A 23,542-nucleotide genomic window follows, 5' to 3' on the forward strand; every position below is an offset into this window, starting at 1 on the left:
CCTGACCCCATGCCAGGGCCCGTGGGGGGCGGGGCCCACAAACGCGGGGGGGGCCCCCCCGGGGGCCAAAAAAACCCCCCCCCCCCCCCCCCCCAACCCCCCCCCCACTTCGGCCCCCCCCGTCTTGTTTTCCAACACCCCCCCACCCCCCCCCCCGGCCCCCCCCCGGGGGGGCGGGGGGCCGTGGCTGTATTTAACCGCGCTGCCAGAGTGCGTAGTACACCTGCCCGGCTTTTTTCTCCCGGTGCAGGCGCCAGTTGGCTGGCAACTGCAGCGTCGAGGGCGGGATCTCGCTTTCAGTGTAGATCCAGGCGTTGGCTGCCAGCCACTGGCGTTCTTCTAGCAGGGCGCAGGTGGTGGCCAGCAGGTTCTGGTGAAACGGCGGATCGAGGAACACCAGGTCGAAGGCTAACTTCGGCTCACCCTGCAGGTAGCGTTGGGCATCGCTCTGGATGACCTGGCCGCGTGGGCAGCGCAGGATTTCCAGGTTCTGCCGCAGGCTGGCGATGGCGGCCGGGTTGCTGTCCAGGGCCACCGCGTCGCCAGCACCCCGCGACAGCGCCTCAAGGTAGAGGGCGCCGCTGCCGGTATAGGCATCGAGCACCTTGGCACCTTCGATGTGCGGGGCCAGCCAGTTGAACAGGGTTTCCCGCACACGGTCAGGCGTCGGGCGCAGGCCCGGTGCTTCAGGGAAACTCAGGCGGCGGCTGCGCCACTCACCGGCGATGATGCGCAGGTGGCCTTGGCCGTTATGTGGCTTGGCCGATTTTGCAGAAGGACTGGCCATTAATGCTCCGGTACGCCAAGCGGCTGCTCGGCGGGTTTGTCAGTGGGCGGTGGCAGGGGTTTCTGCGGCACGCTGGGGCCGGCAGTGACGATAACCATCTTGTCTGCGGCCAGGTGTTTGTTCAGGGCGGCCTTGACCTGCTCGGTGGTCAGGTCCTGGGATTGCTGCATGTAGTCTTCCAGCCAGGTCAGGGGCAGGTCGTAGAAGCCAATGGCGCCCAGCTGGCCGACGATGCTGGCGTTGCTGGCGTTGGACAGCGGAAAGCTGCCAGCCAGTTCACGCTTGGCGTCGTCCAGCTCCTGCTGGGTCGGGCCGGTCTTGAGGTAATCGGCGAGGATATCCTGAACCAGCTTGAGTGTCCCTTCACTGAGTTCGGCACGGGTCTGCAAGTTGATCATGAACGGCCCACGCACCTGCATGGGGCTGAACATCGAATACACACCGTAAGTCAGACCGCGTTTCTCGCGCACTTCACTCATCAGGCGGGTACCAAAGGTCCCGCCACCGAGGATCTGGTTGCCCAGCGACAGCGCAGCGTAGTCCGGGTCCTGGCGGTCGATGCCCAGTTGGGCGAGCATCAGGTGGGTCTGCTTGGACGGGAACTCGATATGGCTGGCGCCCGCCTTGGGCTCGCTTGGCTGCGGCAGCTTGGCCAGTGCCGGGCCTTTGGGCAGGGCGGCCGAGACCTGGTTGGCAATGGCTTCGGCTTCGCTGCGGCTCAGGTCACCGACCAGGGCGATGACGGCATTCCCGGCGGTGTAGGCCTTGGCGTGGAAGTCACGCAGTTGCTCGAGGGTAATCGGCGGGATGCTCTTGGCATCGCCATCGCTCGGATGGGCGTAGGGGTGGGTGCCGTACAGGTGCTCGAACAGGGCGATACCGGCCAGTTTGCCCGGGTTCTGTTTCTGGTACTCGAAACCGGCCTGCATCTGGTTCTTGATGCGGGTCAGTGCCTCTTGCGGGAAGGTCGGCTTGCCGACGACTTCAGCGAACAGTTTCAGCGCCGGCTCGCGCTTGTCCGTTGCGCTCAGGCTGCGCAGGGTGGCCACGGCCATGTCGCGGTAGGCACCGTTGCCAAAGTCGGCACCGAGGCCTTCAAAACCTTCGGCGATGGCGGTGACGTCCTTGCCGGCCACACCTTCGTTGAGCATGGCGTTGGTCAGGGTGGCCAGGCCCGGGGCGTTGCCGTCCTGGCTGCTGCCGGCAGCGAAGGTCAGGCGCAGGTCGAACATCGGCAGCTCGCGGGCTTCGACGAACAGCACCTTGGCGCCCTCGGCAGTGTTCCAGGTCTGGATGTTCAGTTGCCGACGGCTGGGCGCCTTGCCATCAAGTTCGGCCAGGGTCTGAAGTTTATTGGCCGGTTTGGCGGCAGTGGTGGCGGCAGGTTGCGCGGCGTTGTCGGACTGGGCCGGTTTGGCCAGGAAAAACGCCAGCACGCCAACAATCAGCAGGATGCCGAGACCGATCAGGGTGTAGCGGGGTGCGCTGCGATCACTCATGAGCGTTCTCCTCGGGCAGTACATGGGCAACGCTCAGGCGTTCGCGGGTGAAATAGGTGCGCGCCGCGTTCTGGATGTCGGCCGGGGTGACACTTTTCAGTTCGTCGAGCTCACTGTCGATCAGCTTCCACGACAGGCCGACGGTTTCCAGCATGCCGATGGCCGAGGCCTGGCTGCTGATGGAGTCGCGGTCGTAGACCAGGCCAGCGATTACCTGGGCGCGGACGCGTTCCAGCTCTTCAGCCGACGGCGGGGTGGTCTTGAGTTCGTCGAGCTGTTTCCAGATCCCGCTTTCGACTTGTGCCAGGGTCTTGTTCTTCTGCAGGTTCGGCGTTGCCGAGATCATGAACAGGCTGTCGCCACGGGTGAACGGGTTGTAGCTGGAGGAAGCACTTGAAACCAGCTCCTCGCCCCGCTCCAGGCGGCTCGGCAGGCGGGCGCTGTAACCGCCGTCGAGCAGCGCGGTGATCAGGCGCAGTGCGTGTACCGTGCGCGGGTCCTTGGCGGTGGCCAGGCCGGGCACGTTGAAGCCATAGATCAGGCTGGGCAGTTGGGTACGTACATGCAGGGTGGTTTCCCGCAGGCCCGGTTCGGCCAGTTCAAGTGGCAGCTTGCTCGGCGGCGTGGCGCGCTTGGGAATCGGGCCGAAGAAACGCTGGGCCAGGCCTTTGACTTCGTCGACGGTGACGTCGCCGACCACCACCAGGGTGGCATTGTTGGGGGTGTACCAGGATTCGTACCAGTGGCGTAGCTCTTCGACCTTCATGCGGTCGAGGTCGGCCATCCAGCCGATGGTCGGTGTGCGGTAGCTGCTGGCCGGGAAGGCCATGGCGCTGAACAGCTCGAACGCCTTGGCGTTGGGCTGGTCGTCAGTGCGCAGGCGGCGTTCTTCCTTGATCACTTCGATTTCGCGGCTGAACTCGTCGGCCGGCAGGCGCAGGGTGGCCATGCGGTCGGCTTCAAGCTCCAGGGCAACCGGCAGGCGGTCGCGCGCCAGCACCTGGTAATAGGCGGTGTAGTCGTCGCTGGTGAAGGCGTTTTCTTCGGCGCCGAGGTCACGCAGGATGCGCGAGGCTTCGCCGGGGCCGAGTTTCTCGCTGCCTTTGAACATCATGTGCTCAAGGGCGTGGGAAAGACCGGTCTGGCCCGGGGACTCGTAGGTGGAGCCCACTTTGTACCAGATCTGCGAGACCACCACGGGCGCGCGGTGGTCCTCGCGCACGACCACTTTCAGGCCGTTGTCGAGAATGAACTCATGGGTGGGCTGCGGAGCGGCGGCAAAGGCGGCGAACGGCAGACAAACTGTGCTGAGCAACAGGCCAGCGGCGCGGCGGGCTAGAGCATTCATACGTTGTTTAACCTGTAGGACTGCCCGCGTGGTCTTAGCGTCAGCGGGCTAGGAGGTGCTAGGATACTGATCCGGTTGCCTGACGACCATGCCTGTCGTGGATCTGACCCGCAGGCCACACGACAAAATGTTGCGCATGAACGTGCCGGAATAAAAGTAGTCTGTTCTGCGTTAAAAGAATTCTCGAAGCGCCACAGTGGCGCTTCGCTACCCTGAGATAGCCGTCTTCCATGTTTGGTTCCAACGACGACAAAAAGACGCCGGCCGCGGCTGGTGAAAAGAAAGGCCTGTTCGGCTGGCTGCGCAAAAAGCCGCAGCAACCCGTTGCCGAACAGCCACAAGCCCCTGCACCGACTGAACCGGAGCAGCCTGCAGCGCCGGCCATCGAAGCGCCGGTTGCGGTTGCGCCGATCAACGACCACCCCACAACGGTTGCAGTCGCCGAGCCTGCTCAGCCTGCGCCCGTTGACGCACCGCAAACGCCGTTTGTCGGGCTGGTTCTGCCCGTTCCGGAAGAACCGGTAGCGCTGGTGGCCGACCTGGAGCCGCACACGCCGCCGCCGATTCCAGAGCGTCCGGTACCCGTTGTGGAGGTCGAGCCTGTGCCTGTGCCGGCGCCGGTCGTTGCAGAACCTGCACCTGCACCAGAGCCAGTACCTGTTGCGGCAGCAATTCAGACGCCCGAGCCTGTAGCGCCTGTAGCGCCTGTAGCGCCTGTAGCGCCTGTAGCGCCTGTAGCGCCTGTAGCGCCTGTAGCGCCTGTAGCGCCTGTAGCAGCTCCAGCTCCAGCTCCAGCTCCCGTCGCTGCGCCTGCTGTTGAACCCGCACCTGTCGAAGTACCTGCTGCGGCCCGTGTCGAAGAGAACAAAGGCGGATTCTTCGCCCGGCTCAAGCAGGGCCTGTCGAAAACCAGCGCCAGCATCGGCGAAGGCATGGCCAGCCTGTTCCTGGGCAAGAAAGCTATCGACGACGACCTGCTCGACGAGATTGAAACCCGCCTGCTGACCGCTGACGTCGGCGTCGAGGCCACCTCGGTGATCGTTCAGAGCCTGACGCAGAAGGTCGCACGCAAGCAGCTGGCCGACAGCGACGCCCTGTACAAGTCGCTGCAAGGCGAGCTGGCCGACCTGCTCAAGCCGGTGGAGCAACCGTTGCGCATCCAGGCGCAGAACAAGCCGTTCGTGATCCTGGTTGTCGGCGTCAACGGTGCCGGTAAAACCACCACCATCGGCAAACTGGCGAAAAAACTGCAGCTTGAAGGCAAGAAAGTCATGCTCGCCGCCGGTGACACCTTCCGTGCGGCGGCTGTCGAGCAATTGCAGGTCTGGGGTGAGCGCAACCAGATCCCGGTTATTGCCCAGCACACCGGCGCCGACTCGGCTTCGGTCATCTTCGACGCCGTCCAGGCCGCCAAGGCCCGTGGCATTGACGTACTGATCGCTGACACCGCCGGTCGCCTGCACACCAAAGACAACCTGATGGAAGAACTGAAGAAGGTCCGTCGGGTCATCGGCAAACTCGATGCCGACGCACCGCACGAAGTCCTGCTGGTGCTGGATGCCGGCACCGGTCAGAACGCGATCAACCAGGCCAAGCACTTCAACCAGAGCGTCGAACTCACCGGCCTCGCCCTGACCAAGCTCGACGGCACGGCCAAAGGCGGGGTGATCTTCGCCCTGGCCAAGCAGTTCGGCCTGCCGATCCGCTATATTGGCGTGGGCGAAGGTATCGACGATCTGCGCACCTTCGAAGCCGAACCCTTCGTGAAAGCACTGTTTGCCGAGCGGGAGCATCCATGATTCGATTCGAACAGGTCGCCAAGCGCTACCCCAATGGCCATGTAGGCCTGCATGAGTTGAGTTTTCGGGTGCGTCGGGGCGAGTTCCTGTTCGTCACCGGTCATTCCGGCGCGGGAAAAAGCACCTTGTTGCGCCTGTTGCTGGCCATGGAGCGACCGACCAGCGGCAAACTGCTGCTGGCGGGTCAGGACCTCGGGCAGATCAGCAACGCGCAGATTCCGTTCCTGCGTCGGCAGATCGGCGTGGTGTTCCAGAACCACCAGTTGCTGTTCGACCGTACCGTGTTCAACAACGTCGCCTTGCCGCTGCAGATCCTTGGCCTGTCCAAGGCCGAAGTGGCCAAACGGGTAGACTCGGCGCTCGAGCGCGTGGCCCTGTCGGACAAGGCCGAGCTGTTCCCCGGCGACCTGTCGACCGGACAGCAACAGCGTGTCGGTATTGCCCGCGCGATCGTCCACCGCCCGGCCTTGCTGCTGGCGGACGAACCGACCGGTAACCTCGACCCACGCCTTGCGGCGGAAATCATGGGTGTATTCGAAGACATCAACCGCCTGGGTACCAGCGTGCTCATCGCCAGTCACGACCTGGCACTGATCGCGCGCATGCGCCATCGCATGCTGACCCTGCAGCGCGGCCGTTTGATCGGTGACGGGGAGGCCGGCCAATGAGTGCAACACGCAGTCCCAAAGTGTCCGAGCGCGTCGCACCGAAAGCCGCCGATCCACAACCGGAAAAAAACAAACGCAGCAGCCATGATGACGACGGGCCGGATTTCCGCACCCTGCTGCACGCCTGGCTGGAAAGCCACCGCTCGAGCCTGGTCGACAGCTTGCGCCGCCTGGGCAAGCAGCCGATTGGCAGCTTTTTCACCTGCCTGGTGATGGCAGTGGCCTTGAGCTTGCCCATGGGCCTGTCGCTGCTGTTGAGCAACGTCGAGCGCCTGGGGGGTTCCTGGCAGCGTGCGGCGCAGATTTCCCTGTACCTCAAGCTCGATGCCAGCAGTCGCGACGGCGACGCCCTGCGCGAGCAGATCAAGGCACTCCCCGGGGTGGCCGAAGCCGAGTACGTCAGCCGTGAAAAAGCCCTGGAAGAGTTCCAGCAGCAGTCCGGCCTTGGTGATGCGCTGCGTGAACTGCCCGAGAATCCCCTGCCTGGTGTGATTGTGGTCACCCCGGCGGAAGTCGACAAACCCGCCCTTGAAGCCCTGCGCCAGCGCCTTTCTGAGCTGCCCAAGGTGGACGTGGCGCAACTTGACCTGCTGTGGGTCGAGCGCCTGGCGGCAATTCTCAAGCTGGGCGACCGGTTTGTGTTCGGCCTGACGGTGTTGCTGATCTCGGCGCTGCTTTTGGTAATTGGTAACACAATTCGCCTGCACATCGAGAACCGCCGTACCGAAATCGAGGTGATCAAGCTGGTAGGCGGCACCGACAGCTATGTGCGCCGGCCTTTCCTGTACATGGGCGCCTTGTACGGCCTGGGCGCAGGGGTATTGGCCTGGGGGGTGCTGGCATTTGGCCTGAACTGGCTGAATGACGCGGTAATCGGGCTTTCCGGGCTTTATGGCAGTGACTTCGCGTTGGCGGGCGTCCCGTCTGCCGATGGTCTGTCGCTCTTGCTTGGGGCGGTGTTGTTAGGGTATATCGGTGCTTGGATTGCGGTGGCCCGTCACTTGAGTGAGCTAGCACCGCGATAGTGTCTTTTTGCTTGTATTGACTCTTTTCATTTTTAGGGAACTTGTTTCTCGGTTCCCGGTCAATGTTGGCAGTGTCTTCGGGCACGAGTTTAGTGAGTCGGAGGTTTTTTCGTATGACCACTTCGTTGCAACCTGCCTATGCCCTGGTTCCCGGCGCAAACCTGGAAGCCTACGTGCACACGGTCAACAGCATTCCATTGCTGACGCCGGAGCAGGAGCGTGAACTGGCCGAGAGTCTCTACTATGAGCAGAATCTTGAGGCGGCTCGGCAAATGGTGCTCGCCCACCTGCGTTTTGTCGTACATATCGCGCGTAGCTATTCCGGCTACGGGCTGGCTCAGGCTGACCTGATCCAGGAAGGTAACGTTGGCCTGATGAAGGCGGTCAAACGTTTCAACCCGGAAATGGGTGTACGCCTGGTGTCCTTTGCGGTGCACTGGATCAAAGCCGAAATTCACGAGTTCATCCTGCGTAACTGGCGGATCGTCAAAGTCGCCACCACCAAGGCCCAGCGCAAGCTGTTCTTCAACCTGCGCAGCCAGAAAAAGCGTCTGGCCTGGCTGAACAACGATGAAGTTCATCGTGTGGCCGAAAGCCTGGGTGTGGAGCCGCGTGAAGTTCGTGAGATGGAAAGCCGCCTGACCGGTCAGGACATGGCGTTTGATCCAGCGTCCGAAGCCGACGACGACAGTGCCTTCCAGTCGCCGGCCAACTACCTGGAAGACCATCGCTACGACCCGGCGCTGCAATTGGAAGACGCTGACTGGAGCGACAACTCCACCAGCAACCTGCACGAAGCCCTGCAGGGGCTGGACGACCGTAGCCGTGACATCCTCTACCAGCGCTGGCTGGCCGAGGAGAAGGCCACCCTTCACGATCTGGCCGAGAAATACAGCGTGTCTGCCGAGCGGATTCGCCAGCTGGAAAAGAATGCGATGAACAAGGTGAAAGCCTTGATCGCAATCTGAGCCGCGAAACGGCAGTAAACAAAAAGCCCCGACGTGTCGGGGCTTTTTTTTGGCGCCAGGTCTTTCAGGCGGCAGCGCGGGTCTATAATCGCGCCACATTGGCACCGTCACTTCTTTCGCCACCCACATCGAGACTGTTATGACCATTTCCTTGTATGCCGCTTCCGTTCCTGTTTTCAAGCAAATGCTCAACGCCTTGAGTGATGTCCTGAACAAGGCCGAAGCTCACGCCACCGCAAAAAACATCGATCCGAGCGTGTTCCTGCAGGCGCGCCTGTACCCGGACATGTTTCCTCTGGTTCGCCAGGTGCAGATCGCAGTCGATTTTGCCAAGGGCGTGTCGGCGCGCCTGGCTGAAGTCGAGCTGCCGAAATACGACGACAGCGAAACCACCTTTGCCGAGCTGCAAGCTTTGATCGGCAAGGTGCTGGCGTTTCTCGACGGTTTTGCGCCAGCGCAGATCGACGGTAAGGAAGGCATCGAAATCGTCACCCGTCCGGGCACGCCGAAAGAGAAGCGCTTTACCGGCCAGGCTTATCTGCTGACCTACGGCCTGCCGCAGTTCTTCTTCCACGTCACTACTACGTACGCGATCCTGCGTCACAATGGCGTGGAAGTGGGCAAACGTGACTACATGGGTGCGTTCTAAGCGTTAACCCTGTAATCGGCACACACTAAAAACCCGGCAAAGTTTGCGCTTTGCCGGGTTTTTTATTGATTCCAGGGTGCCCTGCGCGGGCTGTCCAGCTGGCTGAGGTAGTCACTGCCGCCCAGCTGACGCATCTGTTGGCGAATCCAGCCGGCACGCCGAGCGACATAACTGCTGGGACGGCTGGCGCTCCAGTTGAGCGGGCTGGGCAGTACGGCGGCAAGCAGGCTGGCCTGCTGACGGCTGAGGCGGCTGGCATCGACACCAAAATGATGCTGCGCTGCCGCTTGTGCGCCAAACACGCCTTCACCCCATTCGGCACTGTTGAGGTACACCTCAAGAATTCGTTCCTTGGACCACAGCAACTCGATCAGGGCGGTGAACCAGGCTTCCAGGCCTTTGCGCAGCCAACTGCGGCCCGACCAGAGGAACTGATTCTTCGCCACTTGCTGGCTCAGGGTGCTGGCGCCGCGAATGCTGCCACCGCGTTCGTTGTGGGCGAGAGCGGCCTGAATGGCGATGAAGTCGAAGCCCCAGTGATTGGCGAATTTCTGGTCTTCGCCAGCAATAACCGCGACTTTGAGCTCGTCGGAGATGCGCTCCCAGGGTTCCCAGTCGCGCTGCAGGTCGATGGGCTGGCCATTGAACCAGGACTCGACCTTGCGTTCGACCATCAGCGCTGTGCCCGGTGGCGGTACCCAGCGCAGCACCAGCACCAACAGGGCGCTACCGGCAGCAAACCAGAGCAGGGCGCGGGTGAGACGACGGATAATGGACGACAACATAGACATGGCTTGGCCGAACCGAATGAGCGGGCCATTATACAGACCCTGTGATGACTAGGAGTCGCCTCATGTTGCGTAGTTTTTTGATGCTCGCCGCCTTTTTCGGCTTCACCGGGGTCGCCTTGGGCGCCTTTGCCGCCCACGGCCTGAAAGGGCGCCTGAGCAGCGAATACCTGGCGATTTTCCACACCGGGGTGACGTACCAGTTGGTCCATGCCCTGGCGCTGCTGGCGGTGGCGGTGCTGGCGGCGCAATTGCCCGGCAGGCTGGTGGGCTGGGCTGGTGGCCTGTTCGCGCTGGGCATCGTGCTGTTTTCCGGCAGCCTCTACCTGCTGACCCTGAGCGGCATCGGCAAACTGGGCATGATCACCCCGCTGGGTGGCCTGGCCTTTCTCGGTGGCTGGCTGTGCCTGGGGCTCGCCGCCTGGCGCCTGGGTTGACCCAGCGGTCCAAATCGAGACGAATGGCGATGCTTGGCCTTGGTCGCGGGCCCTGATCGGGGCTAGAATGCGGGCCCCTAAAAATAATGGTGGCCGTGCGCATGCGCATTCAATTGAACGGTGAATCCTTCGAGTTGCCCGATGGCGAGAGCGTCGAGGCCCTGCTGACCCGTCTGGACCTTGTCGGGCGCCGCGTCGCAGTAGAACTCAACCTGGACATCGTGCCACGCAGCCAGCACGCCGCCACGGCGCTGCGTGAAGGCGATCAGGTCGAAGTCGTGCATGCCATCGGCGGCGGCTAAGCCCCCAGGATTACCTTGCAAGTCCCTCAACCTTTCAGAGGAATTCCGATGAGCAACCTTCGCAGCGACAAGCCCTTCACGCTGGCCGGCCGTACCTTCCAGTCGCGCCTGCTGGTTGGTACCGGCAAATACCGCGACCTTGAAGAAACCCGCCTGGCCATCGAAGCCTCGGGCGCCGAGATCGTTACCGTAGCTGTACGTCGTACCAACATCGGCCAGAACCCGGGCGAACCGAACCTGCTCGATGTGCTGCCGCCGGACCGCTACACCATTCTGCCGAACACCGCCGGGTGCTACGACGCCGTCGAAGCCGTGCGCACCTGCCGCCTGGCGCGCGAACTGCTCGATGGCCACAACCTGGTGAAGCTGGAAGTACTGGCCGACCAGAAAACCCTGTTCCCCAACGTCATTGAAACCCTCAAGGCCGCCGAAGTGCTGGTCAAGGACGGTTTTGACGTGATGGTCTACACCAGTGATGACCCGATCATCGCGCGTCAGCTGGCCGAGGCAGGTTGCATCGCCGTCATGCCGCTGGCGGGTCTGATCGGTACTGGCCTGGGTATCTGCAACCCCTACAACCTGCAGATCATTCTCGAAGAATCGAAAGTGCCTGTGCTGGTCGATGCCGGTGTCGGTACCGCCTCAGATGCCACCATCGCCATGGAAATGGGCTGTGAGGCAGTGCTGATGAACTCGGCCATTGCCAACGCCCAGCAGCCGATCATGATGGCCGAAGCGATGAAGCACGCCATTGTCGCCGGTCGTCTGGCGTACCTCGCCGGCCGTATGCCGAAAAAACTCTATGCCAGCGCCTCGTCGCCGCTGGATGGTCTGATCAAGTAAGAGCTCCTGATGACTGAATCGCAAGAAACGCCGATCTCCGCCGAAGGCGAAGAGCGCCAACACCGCCGCATCAAGAGTTTCGTGATGCGTGCCGGGCGTATGACCGAAGGTCAGCAACGTGGCCTTGAGCAGGGTGGGCCGCTGTTCATCCTGCCGCTGGCTGATAGCCCGGTGGACTACGACCAGGTGTTCGGCCGTTCGGCGCCGCGCACCCTGGAGATCGGTTTCGGCATGGGCCATTCCCTGCTGGAAATGGCTGCTGCAGCGCCGGAGCAAGACTTCATCGGCGTCGAAGTGCACCGTCCGGGCGTTGGTGCACTGCTCAACGGCGTGCTGACCCAGGGCCTGAAAAACCTGCGGGTGTACGACTGCGATGCCATCGAAGTATTGAACAAGTGTGTTGCCGACAACAGCCTTGATCGGTTGATGCTGTTCTTCCCCGATCCGTGGCACAAGAGCCGTCACCACAAGCGCCGTATCGTTCAGCCTGAATTCGCCGCGCTGGTGCGCAGCAAGCTCAAGGTCGGCGGCGTATTCCATATGGCGACCGACTGGGAACCCTATGCTGAATACATGCTGGAGGTGATGAATGTCGCACCGGGTTATCGCAACCTGGCAGCCGACGGCAAGTGTGTAGAGCGTCCGGCCGAGCGCCCGATCACCAAATTCGAACGCCGTGGCGAACGACTTGGGCACGGGGTGTGGGACCTGAAGTTCGAAAAACTGGCGTAAACCTGCGAGCGCTTCGCGCTCGATCGCCGGCAACGCCGGCTCCCACAGGAGGGCGATAAACCTGTGGAAGCTGGCGATTCTGTCAGCGGCGGTCCGCGACCACGCCGATCAGTACCAGCACAATCAGCAACACCGGCGCCAGCGCGTAGTTGTTGAACTGCGACAACCCCTTCACTACCCACGGCGTGGCATAGATCAGCGCCGCACCGCTACCGATCATCACCAGCAACGCCATGAAGGGCACGCGCAAGGCGCCTGCCAGGCCGCCCAGGCGCTGTTCTACCCAGCCCTTGATGTCGGTGCCAAACAGCACCAGCAAGCAGCCCACGAGTGCCAGTGAGATCTCCGACAGGTTGCCGCGGCTCCAGCGGGAAACCGTCGAAAGCAGATCGAGTACCAAGTCCATTCGCAATCCTTAGGTCAAGAAATACTGCAGCAGGTCGTTGAGGAACAACTGGCCCCGCGGGGTGGCGACCAGTCGCGTCGTTTCGACCTGCAAAAGGCCCTTTTGTTCGGCTTCACGGCGGGCCTCGGTGAGCTGTTCCAGGGCCAGTCCTGTGCGCTGGCTGAACAGTTCGGCGTCCACGCCCTGGGTCAGGCGCAAGGCGTTCATCAGGAACTCGAACGGCAGTTCGTCGACCGGCAGCAGCTTTTCGCCCGCCTTGAACGCTTTGGCCGGGTTAAGGTAGTCCTTGGGCAGGCGCGTCTTCCAGGTGCGCAGGATGCGCCCGTCAGGGTGGCTGAGCTTGCCGTGGGCGCCGGCGCCGATGCCGATGAAGTCGCCAAAGCTCCAGTAGTTGAGGTTGTGCCGTGCCGCACGGCCGGGCTGGGCATAGGCCGAGACTTCATACTGGCTGTAGCCGTGACTGGCGAGCAGGGCCTGGCCGGCTTCCTGGATGTCCCAGAGGATATCGTCTTCGGGCAGCAGCGGCGGCTGGTTCCAGAACACCGTATTGGGCTCGAGCGTCAGCTGGTACCAGGACAGGTGCGTAGGCCCAAGGGCGATGGCCTGGCGCAGGTCGCCGAGCGCGTCGTCCAGGGACTGGTCGGGCAGCCCGTGCATCAGGTCCAGGTTGAAGTTGTCGAAGCCGGCGTTGCGCGCCATGTCGGCGGCACGAATGGCTTCGTCACCATTGTGGATACGTCCCAGCGCCTCAAGCTTGGCCTGCTGGAAACTCTGGATGCCGATCGACAGGCGATTGATGCCCAGCTGCCGGTAGGCCTTGAACTTCTCTTGCTCGAAGGTCCCGGGGTTGGCTTCCAGGGTGATCTCGATATCGCTGGCGAACGGGATGCGTTGCTCAACGCCCGTGAGCAGCCGGCCCAGCGCCTTGGCACTGAACAGGCTCGGGGTGCCGCCACCGAAGAAGATCGAGCTGATCGGGCGGCCGTAGACCGCTCCCAGTTCCTGGTCGAGGTCTGCCAGCAGGGCATCGACATAAGCCTCTTCGGGCAGCTCGGGCGTGGCGGCGTGGGAGTTGAAGTCGCAGTACGGACATTTACGCACGCACCAGGGAATATGGATGTACAGCGCCAGGGGCGGCAGTTGCGTCAGGGCCGCCCGCGGTGCCTGGGAAGTAAAGCCAGCCTCGCCCAGATGCAGTGGCTGTGCCGGCGAATGATCGGTCATGCCAGGCCCAGACGTTGACGCAACAGGCTCATGGCACGGGCTCGGTGGCTGATCTGGTTCTTGTCGGCAGGGCTGAGCTCGGCACTGGAGCAGTTGCGCTCCGGTACCCAGAACAGCGGGTCGTAGCCAAAGCCATGTTCACCGCTGGCCTGGGTCAGGATGCGCCCGTGCCACAGCCCTTCGCAGAGGATCGGCAGCGGGTCGTCGGCGTGGCGTACCAGGGCCAGGACACAGACGAACTGCGCGCCGCGTTGCGCCTCGGGGACATCCTTGAGGACATCGAGCAGCTTGGCGTTGTTGGCGGCATCACCCTGACCGTCGGCGTAGCGCGCGGAATAGATGCCCGGTGCGCCGCCGAGATAGTCGACCGCCAGGCCGGAATCGTCAGCCAGCGCCGGCATGCCGGAAATGCGAGCGGCATTGCGCGCTTTGAGAATGGCGTTCTCGACGAACGACAGGCCGGTTTCTTCCGGCTCGACGCTGCTGAACTCGCCAATGGAGCGCAGTTGCACGGACTCGCCGAGCATGGCCTGCAGTTCCTTGAGTTTGCCGGCGTTGTGGCTGGCCAATACGATGTGCTGAAAAGTCATTATTCGCCCGGGAAAAGCTCTTGGTTGAAGCTGATGGTTTCGGTTTTGCCGCCAGTATCAACGTTGATGGTGAAAGTACGGGTTTCCTGTTGTTCGACAGGGAACTGGGCGATGTAGTAAATCGCGCCTTGTTCGTTGATCTGCTTGAACTTCAGCGGCACCGAGTTGCTGGTGAGGTCTTTGACCGAACCGCTGACCTGGGTGACCAGCGGTTTGCCGGCCTTGATCACCGAGACGTTGATCACGCCCTGATTCTTGCTGCGAACCAGTTCGGCGGCTTTGGCGATGTCCGGTTGCAGGAACGTGGAGATGAAGGTGCTGTAGTGCACCGTCGTATCACCGAAGACTTCCTGGCGCTCGCCCTTGATGGCGTCGGCAGCCACGGCTGTCGCGCTCAGGCAGGCAACCAGTAAAAAGCTCAACAAGCGACCCATGATCGTTCTCCTCCAGTGTGCGGATTAAACCGCGACCTTGTGGTCCGTAAGGCCGGGGCTGTTGACACGGTAAATGCCGATCTCCCCTAGAAGATTAGGCCATAGCTTGCTCGCCCACCCGTGACGGTGCAAATGGTCGACGGCCAGACGGTCCAGCACCTGGGCACGGCGTTCGCTGCACAGCGCCTCGAAGTCTTCAAAGGTGCAGAAGTGGATGTTCGGCGTGTTGTACCAGGTATACGGCATAAAGTCGGAAACCGGCATGCGACCCTTCGTCGCCAGGTACCAGCGGCAGCGCCAGTGACCGAAGTTGGGGAAGGTGATGATGCACTGGCGGCCCACGCGCAGCATTTCGTCGAGGATCCGGTCCGGGTACTCCACGGCCTGCAGGGCCTGGGTCATGACCACCACGTCGAAGCTGTTGCTGGCGAAGTTGCCCAGGCCCTTGTCGAGGTCCTGTTCGATGACGTTGACGCCCTTGGCCACGCATTGGGCAATGTTGTCGGGGTCGATTTCCAGGCCGTAGCCGCTGACTTGCTTGTGGTCACGCAGCGACGCCAACAGCTCGCCGGTACCACAACCGAGGTCGAGTACGCGGCTACCGGCGGGGATCCAGTCTTGGATGATTTCCAGGTCGGCTCTCATGGCTTCCTCAGCAGACGATGCGGTTCATGTAGTTCGTGAAGCCCGTGATGTAGCGCGGGGTCGGGATCAGGAAAGCATCGTGGCCATACGGCGAGTCGATATCCAGGTAGCAGACGTTCTTGCGGGCGGCGATCAGCGCATCGACGATTTCACGCGAGCGCGCGGGCGAGAAGCGCCAGTCGGTGGTGAACGACATCACGCAGTAGTCCGCTTTGACATGGGCCAGCGTTGCGGCCAGGTCGCCACCATGGGCGGCGGCCGGGTCGAAGTAGTCCAGGGCTTTGGTCATCAGCAGGTAGGTGTTGGCATCGAAGCGACCGGAGAACTCCTCACCCTGATAGCGCAGGTAGCTTTCCACCTGGAATTCCACGCTGTGGAAGTCGTAGTTGAGCTTGTCGCTTTTCAGTTCGCGGCCGAATTTTTCACCCATCGAGTCATCGGACAGGTAGGTGATGTGCCCGACCATGCGTGCCAGCATCAGGCCGCGCTTGGGGATGACGCCCTGGTCCTGGAACGAGCCACCGTGGAACTCGGGGTCGGTGAGGATGGCCTGGCGAGCGACTTCGTTGAAGGCGATGTTCTGCGCCGACAGCTTGGGCGCCGAGGCGATATCCAGGCAGTGGCGAACACGATCCGGGTAGGTGATGGTCCACTGCAGCGCCTGCATGCCGCCAAGGCTGCCGCCGATGACCGCAGCCCACTGGCCGATACCCAGGCGGTCGGCCAGGCGCGCCTGGCTGTGCACCCAGTCTTCCACGGTCAGCACCGGGAAGTCGGCGCCATACGGCTTGCCGGTAACCGGGTTGATGCTGCTGGGGCCGGTGCTGCCATTGCAGCCGCCGAGGTTGTTCAGGCTGACCACGAAAAAGCGGTTGGTATCGATTGGCTTGCCGGGGCCAATGCAGCTGTCCCACCAACCCGGTTTGCGGTCATTCGGGCTGTGAAAGCCTGCCGCATGATGGTGACCGGACAGCGCATGGCAGATCAGCACGGCGTTGCTGGCCGAGCTGTTCAGCGTGCCGTAGGTTTCGTAGATCAGTTCGTAGGAGGCCAGCGACCGACCGCAGGCCAGGGCCAGCGGCTCGTCGAACTGTGCCAGTTGCGGTGTTACCAGACCGACCGAATCTTCGGGAAAGACAGTGGACATCGACCCTGCTCACGCTTAAATGAGGCGTAAGTCTAAAGACCACCGGGGTATGCAGCAAGCAATGAACCTGCAGGAGCCAGGCTTGCCGGCGAAGCGAGCGCTGCGGTGTGTCTGTTGTCACGCGATATCGTTCTTCGCGGGCAAGCGCCGCTCCTACAGACGGCGTAGATCTGTAGGAGCCGGGCTTGTCGGCGAAGCGCTTAAACCAGAAGCCGAAGGATTTCCGGCATGGCTGTCATGGCGGCGAGGTTGTTGATCACCAGCATGTCGATCAGCTTCAAGGCCATGAACGCGAGGATCGGCGAGATATCCAGGCCACCCAGGTTTGGCAGGATGCGGCGGAACGGTGCCAGGAACGGCTCACAGATCTGGTTGACCAGCTCGGCGCCCGGGTTGTGGCTGCCCGGTGCGACCCAGGAAAGGATCACGCTGATGATCAGGGCGAAGAAGAAAATCTTCAGAAACAGCGCGGTAACGCCAATGATCGACCAGATCAGCAGTTGCAGCGGGTTGCCGGTGGTGCCGTAGGCCAGCAGCAGGGTCAGGGCCATGAACAGCATCTGCACGAGGATCGCCAGCAGCAGCGAGGACATGTCCAGGCCAAACAGGCTGGGAATGATCCGGCGCATTGGCTTGAGCAGCGGCTGGGTGGCGCGTACGGCGAACTGGCTCAGCGGGTTGTAGAAGTCGGCGCGAACCAGCTGCAGGATGAAACGCAGCATGATGATCAGCAGGTAGAGGCTGCCCAGGGTTTGCAGGATGTAAATGGCAGCGGTGTTCAATCCGATCATGTTCGGCTCCTTAGTTGCCCAGTTGTTCGGCCATCTCGGCCGAGCGGTGTGCCGCAGCGCCTAGCGCTTTTTCGACCAGGGCTTCGAACCCGTCGGCCTGGAACGACTTGATCGCCGCTTCCGTGGTGCCGGCAGGCGAGGTGACGCGGCGGCGCAGTTCGGCGGCATCAACGTCGCTGCTGACGGCCATGTGCGCTGCACCCAGTGCGGTTTGCAGGGTCAGCTTCGCGGCGGTTTCGCGTGGCAGGCCGAGTTTTTCACCCGCGGCCGTCATGGCTTCGATCAGCAGGAAAAAATACGCCGGGCCGCTGCCGGAGACTGCGGTGACCGCGTCGAGCTGTTGCTCGGTGTCCAGCCACAAGGCGATGCCTACCGCTGACAACAGCTGTTCGGCTTGTTCGCGTTGTGCTGCCGATACTTCGGCGGTGGCGTACAGGCCGCTCACACCTTGGCGCAGCAGTGCCGGGGTGTTGGGCATGCAGCGCACGATAGGCTGGGCGCCGAGCCAGTTGTTCATGCTGGCGCAGGTGATCCCGGCGGCAATCGAGACCACCAGTTGCTCGGGCTTGAGGCTTGGCTTGAGTGCCTCGCACACCGCTTTCATGGCCTGGGGCTTGACCGCCAGGACCACAACGTCGGCGCCTTCTACGGCATCGGCGTTGTTGGCAAACATTTCAATGCCGTGTTCGGCGTGGACTTTCGCCCGCTGCTCGGCACCCGGATCGCTGGCGCGGATCTGCGAGGCGTCCAGGCCCTGGGCGCGCAGGCCGCCGATCAGGCTGGCGGCCATGTTGCCGGCGCCGATAAAGGCAATACGAGTCTTGCTCATGTCAGGTCCTTGAGGGTGAAGGTTGAATAAGGCATGGGTCACTGCTGGCCGTAATCGCGTGCACCAAACAACGCGGTGCCGATGCGGACCCAGGTCGCGCCCTGGGCAATGGCTGCCTCCAGGTCGTGGCTCATGCCCATGGAAAGGGTATCCAGACCGAGGTCCAGGCTGGCTTGCAGCTGGCGAACCCTGGCGAACGCGGCCTCTTGGGCGGCACGGTCGTCGGTGGGCTCCGGAATGGCCATCAACCCGCGCAGGCGCAGGCGCGGCAATGCCGCAATGGCCTGGGCCAGGGCGGGCAGTTCTTCCGGCGTGCAGCCGGATTTGCTGGCTTCGCCACTGACATTCACCTGCAGGCAGATGTTCAGTGGTTCCAGGCCGTCGGGGCGTTGCTCCGACAGGCGTTGGGCGATTTTCAGGCGATCCACGGAATGTACCCAGTCAAAATGCTCGGCAATCGCACGAGTCTTGTTCGACTGAATGGGGCCGATGAAGTGCCAGGTCAAGGGCAGGTCGGTCAATTCGGCCTGTTTGTTCAGGGCTTCCTGCAGGTAATTCTCACCCACATCGCGAACCCCGGCGGCAAAGGCTTCACGCACGGCGGCAGCAGGTTTGGTCTTGCTGACGGCCAGCAAGCGGATGGCGGACGGCGCGCGTCCTGACGCCTGGGCGGCAGCGTTGATGCGTGCGCCGAGCGTGGAAAGGTTGTCTGCTATGGTGGACATTGATCGATGCCAGCGGCTCTTTGGGTCTGCGGCATTCTACCTGCTTGGCAGCCTTTGGGGAGTCTCATGGATGTGACTGAACTCTTGGCCCTGGCGACAAGGGCCGGGGCCTCGGACCTGCACCTGGCGGCGGCGGAGGTGCCGGCCATACGTGTAGACGGGAAGATGTGCCGCCTGGACGTGCCGGCTTTGCGTGCGCAGCAGGTGAGTGACGTGCTCGGGAAGTGGATGTCAGACGCTCAACAGCAGGCCTTCGAAAGCGATCTTGAGATCGACTTCGCCATCGATGTGCCTGGTCTGGCGCGCTTTCGGGTCAATGCCTTCACCCAGTTGCGCGGGCCGGCGGCCGTATTGCGGGTGATTCCGGCTCAGATCAGCAGCCTTGCTGATTTAGGGCTGGGCGATGTGTTTCGCCAGATTGCCGAACTGCCTGCTGGCCTGGTGCTGGTCACCGGGCCGACCGGTTCAGGCAAGTCGACGACCCTGGCTGCACTGCTGGACCACCTCAACCGTGAGCGGCCATTGCACATCATTACCCTTGAGGACCCGGTCGAGTTTATCCACCCCCCTTGTCGCAGCCTGGTCAGCCAGCGTGAGATCGGCCGGCATAGCCATGGCTTTGCCCTGGCCCTGCGCGGGGCACTAAGGCAGGACCCGGATGTGATCATGCTGGGTGAGTTGCGTGACGCGCCGACCATCCGCCTGGCTTTGACGGCGGCGGAAACCGGGCACCTGGTGCTGGCTACAGTGCATGCAGCGTCGGCGGCGAAAACCATTGATCGTCTGGTGGACGTGTTTGCGGCAGAGGAAAAGCAACTGGTGCGGGCGATGCTGGCCGATGCCCTGCAGGCGGTGGTGTCGCAGGTGCTGGTGACAAAGGTGGAGGGCGGCCGGATGGCAGCGCATGAAATACTGCTGGCCACACCGGCCGTGCGTAACCTGGTACGCGAGGGCAAGGTGGCGCAGTTGTATTCGACGATACAGACGGGCGGGGCGCTAGGCATGCAGACCCTGGACAGCTGCCTGCAGGGTCTGTTGCGGCGGGGCTTGATCAGCCCCGAAAGCGCCCGCATATAGAGGGTATAAGGCGTTAGCGCTTGGCCAGGGCCAGTTGCTGGCTTTTCGGCAGGACCCGCTTGGCCACCACATAGCGGCTGCGCCAGTAGGGTTTGTTCAGCGTGTCGATACTGACGCGCTTGCCTGTACGCGGGGCGTGAATGAAGCGGTCGTTACCCAGGTAGATGGCAACATGGTTGACCCGGCGGCTTTTGATATTGAAGAAGATCAGGTCGCCTGGCTTGAGGTCGTCACGATCCACCTTGATGCCGTGACCCTGGGCCATGGCATTGGAGGTACGGGGCAAGTCGATCTCATCGATGTCGTTGAAGGCGTACTTGACCAGGCCGCTGCAGTCGAAGCCCTTGCTTGGGCTGCTGCCACCCCAACGGTAAGGGGTGCCGAGCACATTGACGGCACGGCTGAGCACATCGCTGCTCTGCTCGGGCGACATGGCGGCAACCGGATAGCTCTGTGGGTTGGAGCGGGTGCGGTGCTGGTTCTTGGCGCTGACGTTCTTGGTGGAACGCACAGCCGTGGAATTGGTGGTGTACCCGGAGAAGCCGTTAGGTAGACGTTGCTCACGGTTGGTGGCGTGGGCGGCCAGTGGCAATAATAGGCAAAGGGTCAGCCATGTCTTGAAAAGAGGACGCATAGGCAGGGCTCTAGTTGGTTAGCGCGAAACTTTATAACAGCTTTTTGATCAATTTCTGATCCGTTGGTCGACTGGCAGGCTGCCATACGTCGCCCTGACACGAAAAAGTCACATTTTTGCTTAGAAAATTTATCGATAACCTGCAGAGGCTATGAATGAACAGTTATCAACAGGATGGGAAGCTGCACGACACGCACAGCAAGGTCATCGGTTATCTGCTGTGGATTTTCGGCTTCACCGGTGCTCACCGTTTTTACTACGGCAAGCCGGTCACCGGGACGATCTGGTTCTGCACCCTGGGGCTGCTGGGTATCGGCTGGCTGATCGACCTGTTCCTGATCCCGGCCATGGATCGCGAAGCCGACCTGCGTTTTCACGCCGGTCCGCTGGACTACAGCCTGGCCTGGATTCTGCTGACGTTTCTCGGCTTGTTTGGCGTACACCGCATGTACCAGGGCAAATGGATCACCGGGATCATCTACCTGTGTACGGGTGGCCTGTTTCTGGTGGGGATCTTGTATGACTTCTGGACGCTGAACACCCAGGTATCGCTGGCCAACGCCCAGCGGCGATGAGTGCAGCGGCCTTGTCGACATCGACAAGGCCGCTGGTGTGACTACTGGCGGGTCTGGCGCTGCTGCAGCAAGAGGTTGCTGAAGCCTGCACCTGCCAGTTGTTTCTGCGCCACGGTGAGCTGTTCGCGATTGCTGAACGGGCCTACCAGTACCCGGTACCAGGTTTCTTCCTTGACCGTGCCGGACTCGACCTTGACCGCCTGCCCCAGCAGGATGATCTGCGCGCGTACCTTGTCGGCATCAGCCTGCTTGCGGAACGAGCCAGCCTGCAGGAAGAACTGCGTGGTTGCTGCCGGCTTGATCACTTCAGGTGCCGGTGGCGGTGTCTGCCCCATCAAGGCGGCCTGGGCGCGCGCGGTATCGATTTTCGCTGCTTCCGCCGGCGTAACCGGTGGTTGTGCCGGTACCGGCGGGGTTTTCTCCGGTACGGCCTCCGGCGGCACGATCACTTCAGACTCGGGCAGCAAGGTGTAGAAGTCATACTTGGGCTTGACCGGTTGCTGCGGGCTTGGCGCGGTCTTGTTGGCTTCGGCGGCTTTTTCGGCCTTTTGTTGCTCGGGTTTGGCGCGCTTGACCTCATCGCCGCCCGGCTCGAGCTTCATCAGGAAAACCACGAAGGCACCCACCGTCAGGCCGATCGCCAGCCAGAGCCAGCCTGGGATCGGTTGTTTGGCAGGTGCTTGATTACGACTGGCGCCGCGCTTGGGTGCAGGTTTTTTCTTGGCAGCCAACTTACATACGCTCCAGGGTTTCCAGGCCGAGCAGCTCCAGACCTTGCTTGAGGGTGCGACCAGTCAGGGCGGCCAGGCGCAGGCGGCTCTGCTGTTGTTCAGGCGTTTCGGCGCCGAGGATCGGGCAATTCTCGTAGAAGCTGGAGAACAGGCCGGCGACGTCATACAGGTAGGCGCAGAGGACGTGCGGGGTACCTTTTTCAGCGACGTTGTTCAAAATTTCGCCAAATTGGGCCAGGCGCGCAGCCAGGTCCTGTTCCTGGGCGGCTTCCAGCACGATGTGGCCGTCGACTTCGTCGAAACCTTTGCCCAGTTTACGGAACACGCCCGCCACACGGGTGTAGGCGTAGAGCAGGTACGGTGCGGTGTTGCCTTCGAAGTTGAGCATCAGCTCGAAGTTGAAGCTGTAGTCGCTGGTGCGGTGCTTGGACAGGTCGGCGTATTTGACCGCGTCGATGCCGACGACCTGGCCGATGGCGCGCAGTTCTTCGTCCGGCAGCTCCGGGTTCTTTTCTTTGACCAGCGCGTAAGCGCGGTCCTTGGCTTCGGTCAGCAGGTCGATGAGCTTGACGGTGCCGCCATCACGGGTCTTGAACGGACGGCCATCGGCGCCGTTCATGGTGCCAAAGCCCATGTGTTCCATGTCCATCGGGTGGCCGACGAAACCGGCTTTGCGGGCCACTTCGAACACCTGGTTGAAGTGCAGGGCCTGGCGCTGGTCAACGAAGTACAGGGCGCGGTCGGCTTTGAGCACATTGCTGCGGTAGCGTACCGCGGCCAGGTCGGTGGTGGCGTACAGGTAGCCGCCGTCGGCCTTCTGTACGATCACTGGCAGTGGCTCGCCTTCGGCAGTCTTGAACTCGTCCAGGAACACGCACTGTGCGCCCTTGCTTTCGACCAGCAGGCCTTTGGCCTTGAGGTCGCTGACAACATTGGCCAGGTCGTCGTTATAGGCGCTTTCGCCCATCACGTCGGCCATGGTCAGGTTGACGTTGAGCAGTTCGTAGGTTTTCTGGCAGTGCGCCAGGGAAATGTCCTTGAAGCGGGTCCACAGCTTCAGGCATTCCTCGTCACCGGCTTGCAGCTTGACCACCAGGCCACGGGCACGGTCGGCGAACTCTTCGGATTCATCGAAGCGCTTTTTCGCCGCGCGGTAGAAGTTTTCCAGGTCCGACAGCTCATCGCTGGTGATCGGGTTTTCCTGCAGGTAGGCCATCAGCATGCCGAACTGGGTACCCCAGTCGCCCACGTGGTTCTGACGCACCACGGTGTCGCCGAGGAACTCCAGCACGCGCGAAACCGCGTCGCCAATGATGGTAGAGCGCAGGTGGCCGACGTGCATCTCTTTGGCAAGGTTCGGCGCCGACAGGTCGACCACGACTTTCTGCTGCGGGCCGGCTTTGCGCACACCCAGTTTGGCGTCGGCCAGTGCCGAATCCAGGCGGGCAGCCAGTGCCTGGGTGTTCTGGAAGAAGTTGAGGAAGCCAGGGCCGGCGATCTCGACCTTGCTGACCTGCTCGTCGGCAGGCAGGGCGGCGATGATTTTCTCGGCCAGGTCGCGCGGCTTCATGCCGGCCGGCTTGGCCAGCATCATCGCGATGTTGCTGGCGAAATCGCCGTGGGTCTTGTCCCGGGCGTTTTCCACCTGGATCGCCGGCGTCAGCCCTTCAGGCAGCACACCGTCGGCGACGAGTTGGGTGAGGGCTTGCTGGATAAGCTGGCGAATGGTGTCTTTCATGGGCTTCTCTTTCGACCGCAAGCGCGGTGGCGCTCGATGCGCAGGTGGAAAAACTGGACATTATCCGTTGCCGGGGCGAGGTTGCCAACCTTTGGTGTCGCAGGAACACCGCATACCTGCAGGCGCGGATTTATCCGCGAAAGGTCTTTGC

26 protein-coding genes and 1 pseudogene are annotated in these 23,542 nt (G+C 62.2%); 11 read left to right on the forward strand and 16 right to left on the reverse strand.

All coding sequences use genetic code 11. The features are described from left to right. Window positions 1-193 precede the first annotated feature (193 nt). Genes rsmD through I5S59_RS25345 form a run of 3 tightly spaced genes read right to left on the reverse strand, consistent with a single transcriptional unit; the run spans window position 194 to window position 3,634 of the window. Window positions 194-787, reverse strand: coding sequence for a 16S rRNA (guanine(966)-N(2))-methyltransferase RsmD (gene rsmD / locus I5S59_RS25335; RefSeq protein ID WP_197879019.1), 594 nt, complete (start codon window positions 785-787; stop codon window positions 194-196). Further along, complete coding sequence (locus tag I5S59_RS25340; protein ID WP_197879020.1) at window positions 787-2,286, reverse strand: M16 family metallopeptidase; 1,500 nt, start codon at window positions 2,284-2,286, stop codon at window positions 787-789. The genes rsmD and I5S59_RS25340 overlap by 1 nt, the downstream gene beginning before the upstream one ends. Next, window positions 2,279-3,634: a M16 family metallopeptidase gene (locus I5S59_RS25345; RefSeq protein WP_197879021.1), complete on the reverse strand. Its 1,356-nt coding sequence runs from the start codon at window positions 3,632-3,634 to the stop codon at window positions 2,279-2,281. The genes I5S59_RS25340 and I5S59_RS25345 overlap by 8 nt, the downstream gene beginning before the upstream one ends. Window positions 3,635-3,864: 230 nt before the next feature. Between I5S59_RS25345 and ftsY the strand changes: the two genes are divergently transcribed. The 5 genes from ftsY (at window position 3,865) to I5S59_RS25370 (ending at window position 8,743) form a co-directional block, all read left to right on the forward strand. Further along, window positions 3,865-5,433: a signal recognition particle-docking protein FtsY gene (gene ftsY, locus I5S59_RS25350; RefSeq protein WP_197879022.1), complete on the forward strand. Its 1,569-nt coding sequence runs from the start codon at window positions 3,865-3,867 to the stop codon at window positions 5,431-5,433. Beyond that, window positions 5,430-6,101, forward strand: a complete 672-nt coding sequence (gene ftsE / locus I5S59_RS25355; protein WP_038615591.1) for a cell division ATP-binding protein FtsE — start codon at window positions 5,430-5,432, stop codon at window positions 6,099-6,101. The genes ftsY and ftsE overlap by 4 nt, the downstream gene beginning before the upstream one ends. Further along, window positions 6,098-7,126 carry a permease-like cell division protein FtsX gene (gene ftsX / locus I5S59_RS25360; protein WP_197879023.1) on the forward strand — a complete coding sequence of 343 codons (1,029 nt, stop codon included), beginning with the start codon at window positions 6,098-6,100 and terminating at the stop codon, window positions 7,124-7,126. The genes ftsE and ftsX overlap by 4 nt, the downstream gene beginning before the upstream one ends. A 113-nt stretch (window positions 7,127-7,239) precedes the next feature. Further along, entirely contained in the window at window positions 7,240-8,094 is an 855-nt protein-coding gene (rpoH, locus tag I5S59_RS25365; RefSeq protein ID WP_038615587.1) for an RNA polymerase sigma factor RpoH, read from the forward strand. A gap of 139 nt (window positions 8,095-8,233) precedes the next feature. Then, window positions 8,234-8,743 (forward strand): DUF1993 domain-containing protein, encoded by a 510-nt coding sequence (locus tag I5S59_RS25370; RefSeq protein ID WP_197879024.1) that lies wholly within the window; start codon window positions 8,234-8,236, stop codon window positions 8,741-8,743. A 62-nt stretch (window positions 8,744-8,805) separates the two neighbouring features. Here the strand turns inward: I5S59_RS25370 and mtgA are convergent. Beyond that, window positions 8,806-9,563 (reverse strand): annotated as a pseudogene (gene mtgA, locus I5S59_RS25375) (monofunctional biosynthetic peptidoglycan transglycosylase). A gap of 33 nt (window positions 9,564-9,596) precedes the next feature. Between mtgA and I5S59_RS25380 the strand changes: the two are divergent. From I5S59_RS25380 to trmB, 4 genes are all read left to right on the forward strand, one after another. Then, entirely contained in the window at window positions 9,597-9,968 is a 372-nt protein-coding gene (locus tag I5S59_RS25380; RefSeq protein WP_197879026.1) for a DUF423 domain-containing protein, read from the forward strand. A 101-nt stretch (window positions 9,969-10,069) separates the two neighbouring features. Further along, a complete protein-coding gene (gene thiS, locus I5S59_RS25385; RefSeq protein WP_128321769.1) occupies window positions 10,070-10,270 on the forward strand; it encodes a sulfur carrier protein ThiS in 201 nt (66 codons plus the stop codon). Window positions 10,271-10,318: 48 nt separating this feature from the next. Then, window positions 10,319-11,113, forward strand: a complete 795-nt coding sequence (locus I5S59_RS25390) for a thiazole synthase (protein ID WP_038615579.1) — start codon at window positions 10,319-10,321, stop codon at window positions 11,111-11,113. A 9-nt stretch (window positions 11,114-11,122) separates the two neighbouring features. Continuing rightward, window positions 11,123-11,845, forward strand: a complete 723-nt coding sequence (trmB, locus tag I5S59_RS25395; RefSeq protein WP_197879027.1) for a tRNA (guanosine(46)-N7)-methyltransferase TrmB — start codon at window positions 11,123-11,125, stop codon at window positions 11,843-11,845. 82 nt (window positions 11,846-11,927) lie between these two features. Here the strand turns inward: trmB and I5S59_RS25400 are convergent, their stop codons facing one another. The 9 genes from I5S59_RS25400 to I5S59_RS25440 form a co-directional block, all read right to left on the reverse strand. Beyond that, a complete protein-coding gene (locus I5S59_RS25400) occupies window positions 11,928-12,251 on the reverse strand; it encodes a DUF3392 domain-containing protein (RefSeq protein ID WP_128321767.1) in 324 nt (107 codons plus the stop codon). 9 nt (window positions 12,252-12,260) lie between these two features. Then, window positions 12,261-13,475, reverse strand: coding sequence for a radical SAM family heme chaperone HemW (hemW, locus tag I5S59_RS25405; RefSeq protein WP_232239977.1), 1,215 nt, complete (start codon window positions 13,473-13,475; stop codon window positions 12,261-12,263). Further along, window positions 13,472-14,065 carry an RdgB/HAM1 family non-canonical purine NTP pyrophosphatase gene (gene rdgB / locus I5S59_RS25410; RefSeq protein ID WP_232239978.1) on the reverse strand — a complete coding sequence of 198 codons (594 nt, stop codon included), beginning with the start codon at window positions 14,063-14,065 and terminating at the stop codon, window positions 13,472-13,474. Before rdgB ends, hemW begins: the two co-directional genes overlap by 4 nt. Next, window positions 14,065-14,499 carry a DUF4426 domain-containing protein gene (locus tag I5S59_RS25415; protein ID WP_197879028.1) on the reverse strand — a complete coding sequence of 145 codons (435 nt, stop codon included), beginning with the start codon at window positions 14,497-14,499 and terminating at the stop codon, window positions 14,065-14,067. Before I5S59_RS25415 ends, rdgB begins: the two co-directional genes overlap by 1 nt. A gap of 24 nt (window positions 14,500-14,523) precedes the next feature. Further along, complete coding sequence (metW, locus tag I5S59_RS25420) at window positions 14,524-15,144, reverse strand: methionine biosynthesis protein MetW (protein WP_128321763.1); 621 nt, start codon at window positions 15,142-15,144, stop codon at window positions 14,524-14,526. A gap of 7 nt (window positions 15,145-15,151) precedes the next feature. Next, complete coding sequence (gene metX, locus I5S59_RS25425) at window positions 15,152-16,291, reverse strand: homoserine O-succinyltransferase MetX (RefSeq protein WP_197879029.1); 1,140 nt, start codon at window positions 16,289-16,291, stop codon at window positions 15,152-15,154. Between the two features lie 200 nt (window positions 16,292-16,491). Continuing rightward, window positions 16,492-17,082 carry a YggT family protein gene (locus I5S59_RS25430; protein ID WP_128321761.1) on the reverse strand — a complete coding sequence of 197 codons (591 nt, stop codon included), beginning with the start codon at window positions 17,080-17,082 and terminating at the stop codon, window positions 16,492-16,494. Between the two features lie 10 nt (window positions 17,083-17,092). Continuing rightward, window positions 17,093-17,911: a pyrroline-5-carboxylate reductase gene (proC, locus tag I5S59_RS25435; protein ID WP_197879030.1), complete on the reverse strand. Its 819-nt coding sequence runs from the start codon at window positions 17,909-17,911 to the stop codon at window positions 17,093-17,095. Between the two features lie 38 nt (window positions 17,912-17,949). Next, window positions 17,950-18,636, reverse strand: a complete 687-nt coding sequence (locus I5S59_RS25440; RefSeq protein ID WP_197879031.1) for a YggS family pyridoxal phosphate-dependent enzyme — start codon at window positions 18,634-18,636, stop codon at window positions 17,950-17,952. 66 nt (window positions 18,637-18,702) lie between these two features. Here I5S59_RS25440 and I5S59_RS25445 point away from each other — a divergent pair, with 66 nt between their 5' ends. Beyond that, the gene (locus I5S59_RS25445) at window positions 18,703-19,713 is read left to right on the forward strand and encodes a type IV pilus twitching motility protein PilT (protein ID WP_197879032.1); all 1,011 of its coding nucleotides are present in this window, start codon (window positions 18,703-18,705) and stop codon (window positions 19,711-19,713) included. A gap of 13 nt (window positions 19,714-19,726) precedes the next feature. Here the strand turns inward: I5S59_RS25445 and I5S59_RS25450 are convergent, their stop codons facing one another. Then, window positions 19,727-20,347, reverse strand: a complete 621-nt coding sequence (locus I5S59_RS25450; RefSeq protein WP_197879033.1) for a C40 family peptidase — start codon at window positions 20,345-20,347, stop codon at window positions 19,727-19,729. Between the two features lie 155 nt (window positions 20,348-20,502). Between I5S59_RS25450 and I5S59_RS25455 the strand changes: the two genes are divergently transcribed. After that, window positions 20,503-20,922: an NINE protein gene (locus I5S59_RS25455; RefSeq protein WP_197879034.1), complete on the forward strand. Its 420-nt coding sequence runs from the start codon at window positions 20,503-20,505 to the stop codon at window positions 20,920-20,922. Window positions 20,923-20,963: 41 nt separating this feature from the next. Here I5S59_RS25455 and I5S59_RS25460 read toward each other — a convergent pair whose 3' ends face one another. Both I5S59_RS25460 and argS read right to left on the reverse strand, forming a co-directional pair. Continuing rightward, a complete protein-coding gene (locus I5S59_RS25460) occupies window positions 20,964-21,653 on the reverse strand; it encodes an SPOR domain-containing protein (RefSeq protein ID WP_128321755.1) in 690 nt (229 codons plus the stop codon). A gap of 1 nt (window position 21,654) precedes the next feature. Then, window positions 21,655-23,391, reverse strand: a complete 1,737-nt coding sequence (argS, locus tag I5S59_RS25465) for an arginine--tRNA ligase (protein ID WP_197879035.1) — start codon at window positions 23,389-23,391, stop codon at window positions 21,655-21,657. Window positions 23,392-23,542: the final 151 nt, after the last annotated feature.

The sequence above is a fragment of the Pseudomonas alkylphenolica genome, assembly GCF_016009175.1.
GTDB classification, from domain to species: Bacteria; Pseudomonadota; Gammaproteobacteria; order Pseudomonadales; family Pseudomonadaceae; genus Aquipseudomonas; species Aquipseudomonas alkylphenolica_B.

Bases quoted from the DNA above. Each gene is read 5' to 3' on its own strand.
- rsmD (WP_197879019.1), bottom strand. From the start codon at position 787: ATGGCCAGTCCTTCTGCAAAATCGGCCAAGCCACATAACGGCCAAGGC.
- I5S59_RS25340 (WP_197879020.1), bottom strand. From the start codon at position 2,286: ATGAGTGATCGCAGCGCACCCCGCTACACCCTGATCGGTCTCGGCATC.
- I5S59_RS25345 (WP_197879021.1), bottom strand. From the start codon at position 3,634: ATGAATGCTCTAGCCCGCCGCGCCGCTGGCCTGTTGCTCAGCACAGTT.
- ftsY (WP_197879022.1), top strand. From the start codon at position 3,865: ATGTTTGGTTCCAACGACGACAAAAAGACGCCGGCCGCGGCTGGTGAA.
- ftsE (WP_038615591.1), top strand. From the start codon at position 5,430: ATGATTCGATTCGAACAGGTCGCCAAGCGCTACCCCAATGGCCATGTA.
- ftsX (WP_197879023.1), top strand. From the start codon at position 6,098: ATGAGTGCAACACGCAGTCCCAAAGTGTCCGAGCGCGTCGCACCGAAA.
- rpoH (WP_038615587.1), top strand. From the start codon at position 7,240: ATGACCACTTCGTTGCAACCTGCCTATGCCCTGGTTCCCGGCGCAAAC.
- I5S59_RS25370 (WP_197879024.1), top strand. From the start codon at position 8,234: ATGACCATTTCCTTGTATGCCGCTTCCGTTCCTGTTTTCAAGCAAATG.
- I5S59_RS25380 (WP_197879026.1), top strand. From the start codon at position 9,597: ATGTTGCGTAGTTTTTTGATGCTCGCCGCCTTTTTCGGCTTCACCGGG.
- thiS (WP_128321769.1), top strand. From the start codon at position 10,070: ATGCGCATTCAATTGAACGGTGAATCCTTCGAGTTGCCCGATGGCGAG.
- I5S59_RS25390 (WP_038615579.1), top strand. From the start codon at position 10,319: ATGAGCAACCTTCGCAGCGACAAGCCCTTCACGCTGGCCGGCCGTACC.
- trmB (WP_197879027.1), top strand. From the start codon at position 11,123: ATGACTGAATCGCAAGAAACGCCGATCTCCGCCGAAGGCGAAGAGCGC.
- I5S59_RS25400 (WP_128321767.1), bottom strand. From the start codon at position 12,251: ATGGACTTGGTACTCGATCTGCTTTCGACGGTTTCCCGCTGGAGCCGC.
- hemW (WP_232239977.1), bottom strand. From the start codon at position 13,475: ATGACCGATCATTCGCCGGCACAGCCACTGCATCTGGGCGAGGCTGGC.
- rdgB (WP_232239978.1), bottom strand. From the start codon at position 14,065: ATGACTTTTCAGCACATCGTATTGGCCAGCCACAACGCCGGCAAACTC.
- I5S59_RS25415 (WP_197879028.1), bottom strand. From the start codon at position 14,499: ATGGGTCGCTTGTTGAGCTTTTTACTGGTTGCCTGCCTGAGCGCGACA.
- metW (WP_128321763.1), bottom strand. From the start codon at position 15,144: ATGAGAGCCGACCTGGAAATCATCCAAGACTGGATCCCCGCCGGTAGC.
- metX (WP_197879029.1), bottom strand. From the start codon at position 16,291: ATGTCCACTGTCTTTCCCGAAGATTCGGTCGGTCTGGTAACACCGCAA.
- I5S59_RS25430 (WP_128321761.1), bottom strand. From the start codon at position 17,082: ATGATCGGATTGAACACCGCTGCCATTTACATCCTGCAAACCCTGGGC.
- proC (WP_197879030.1), bottom strand. From the start codon at position 17,911: ATGAGCAAGACTCGTATTGCCTTTATCGGCGCCGGCAACATGGCCGCC.
- I5S59_RS25440 (WP_197879031.1), bottom strand. From the start codon at position 18,636: ATGTCCACCATAGCAGACAACCTTTCCACGCTCGGCGCACGCATCAAC.
- I5S59_RS25445 (WP_197879032.1), top strand. From the start codon at position 18,703: ATGGATGTGACTGAACTCTTGGCCCTGGCGACAAGGGCCGGGGCCTCG.
- I5S59_RS25450 (WP_197879033.1), bottom strand. From the start codon at position 20,347: ATGCGTCCTCTTTTCAAGACATGGCTGACCCTTTGCCTATTATTGCCA.
- I5S59_RS25455 (WP_197879034.1), top strand. From the start codon at position 20,503: ATGAACAGTTATCAACAGGATGGGAAGCTGCACGACACGCACAGCAAG.
- argS (WP_197879035.1), bottom strand. From the start codon at position 23,391: ATGAAAGACACCATTCGCCAGCTTATCCAGCAAGCCCTCACCCAACTC.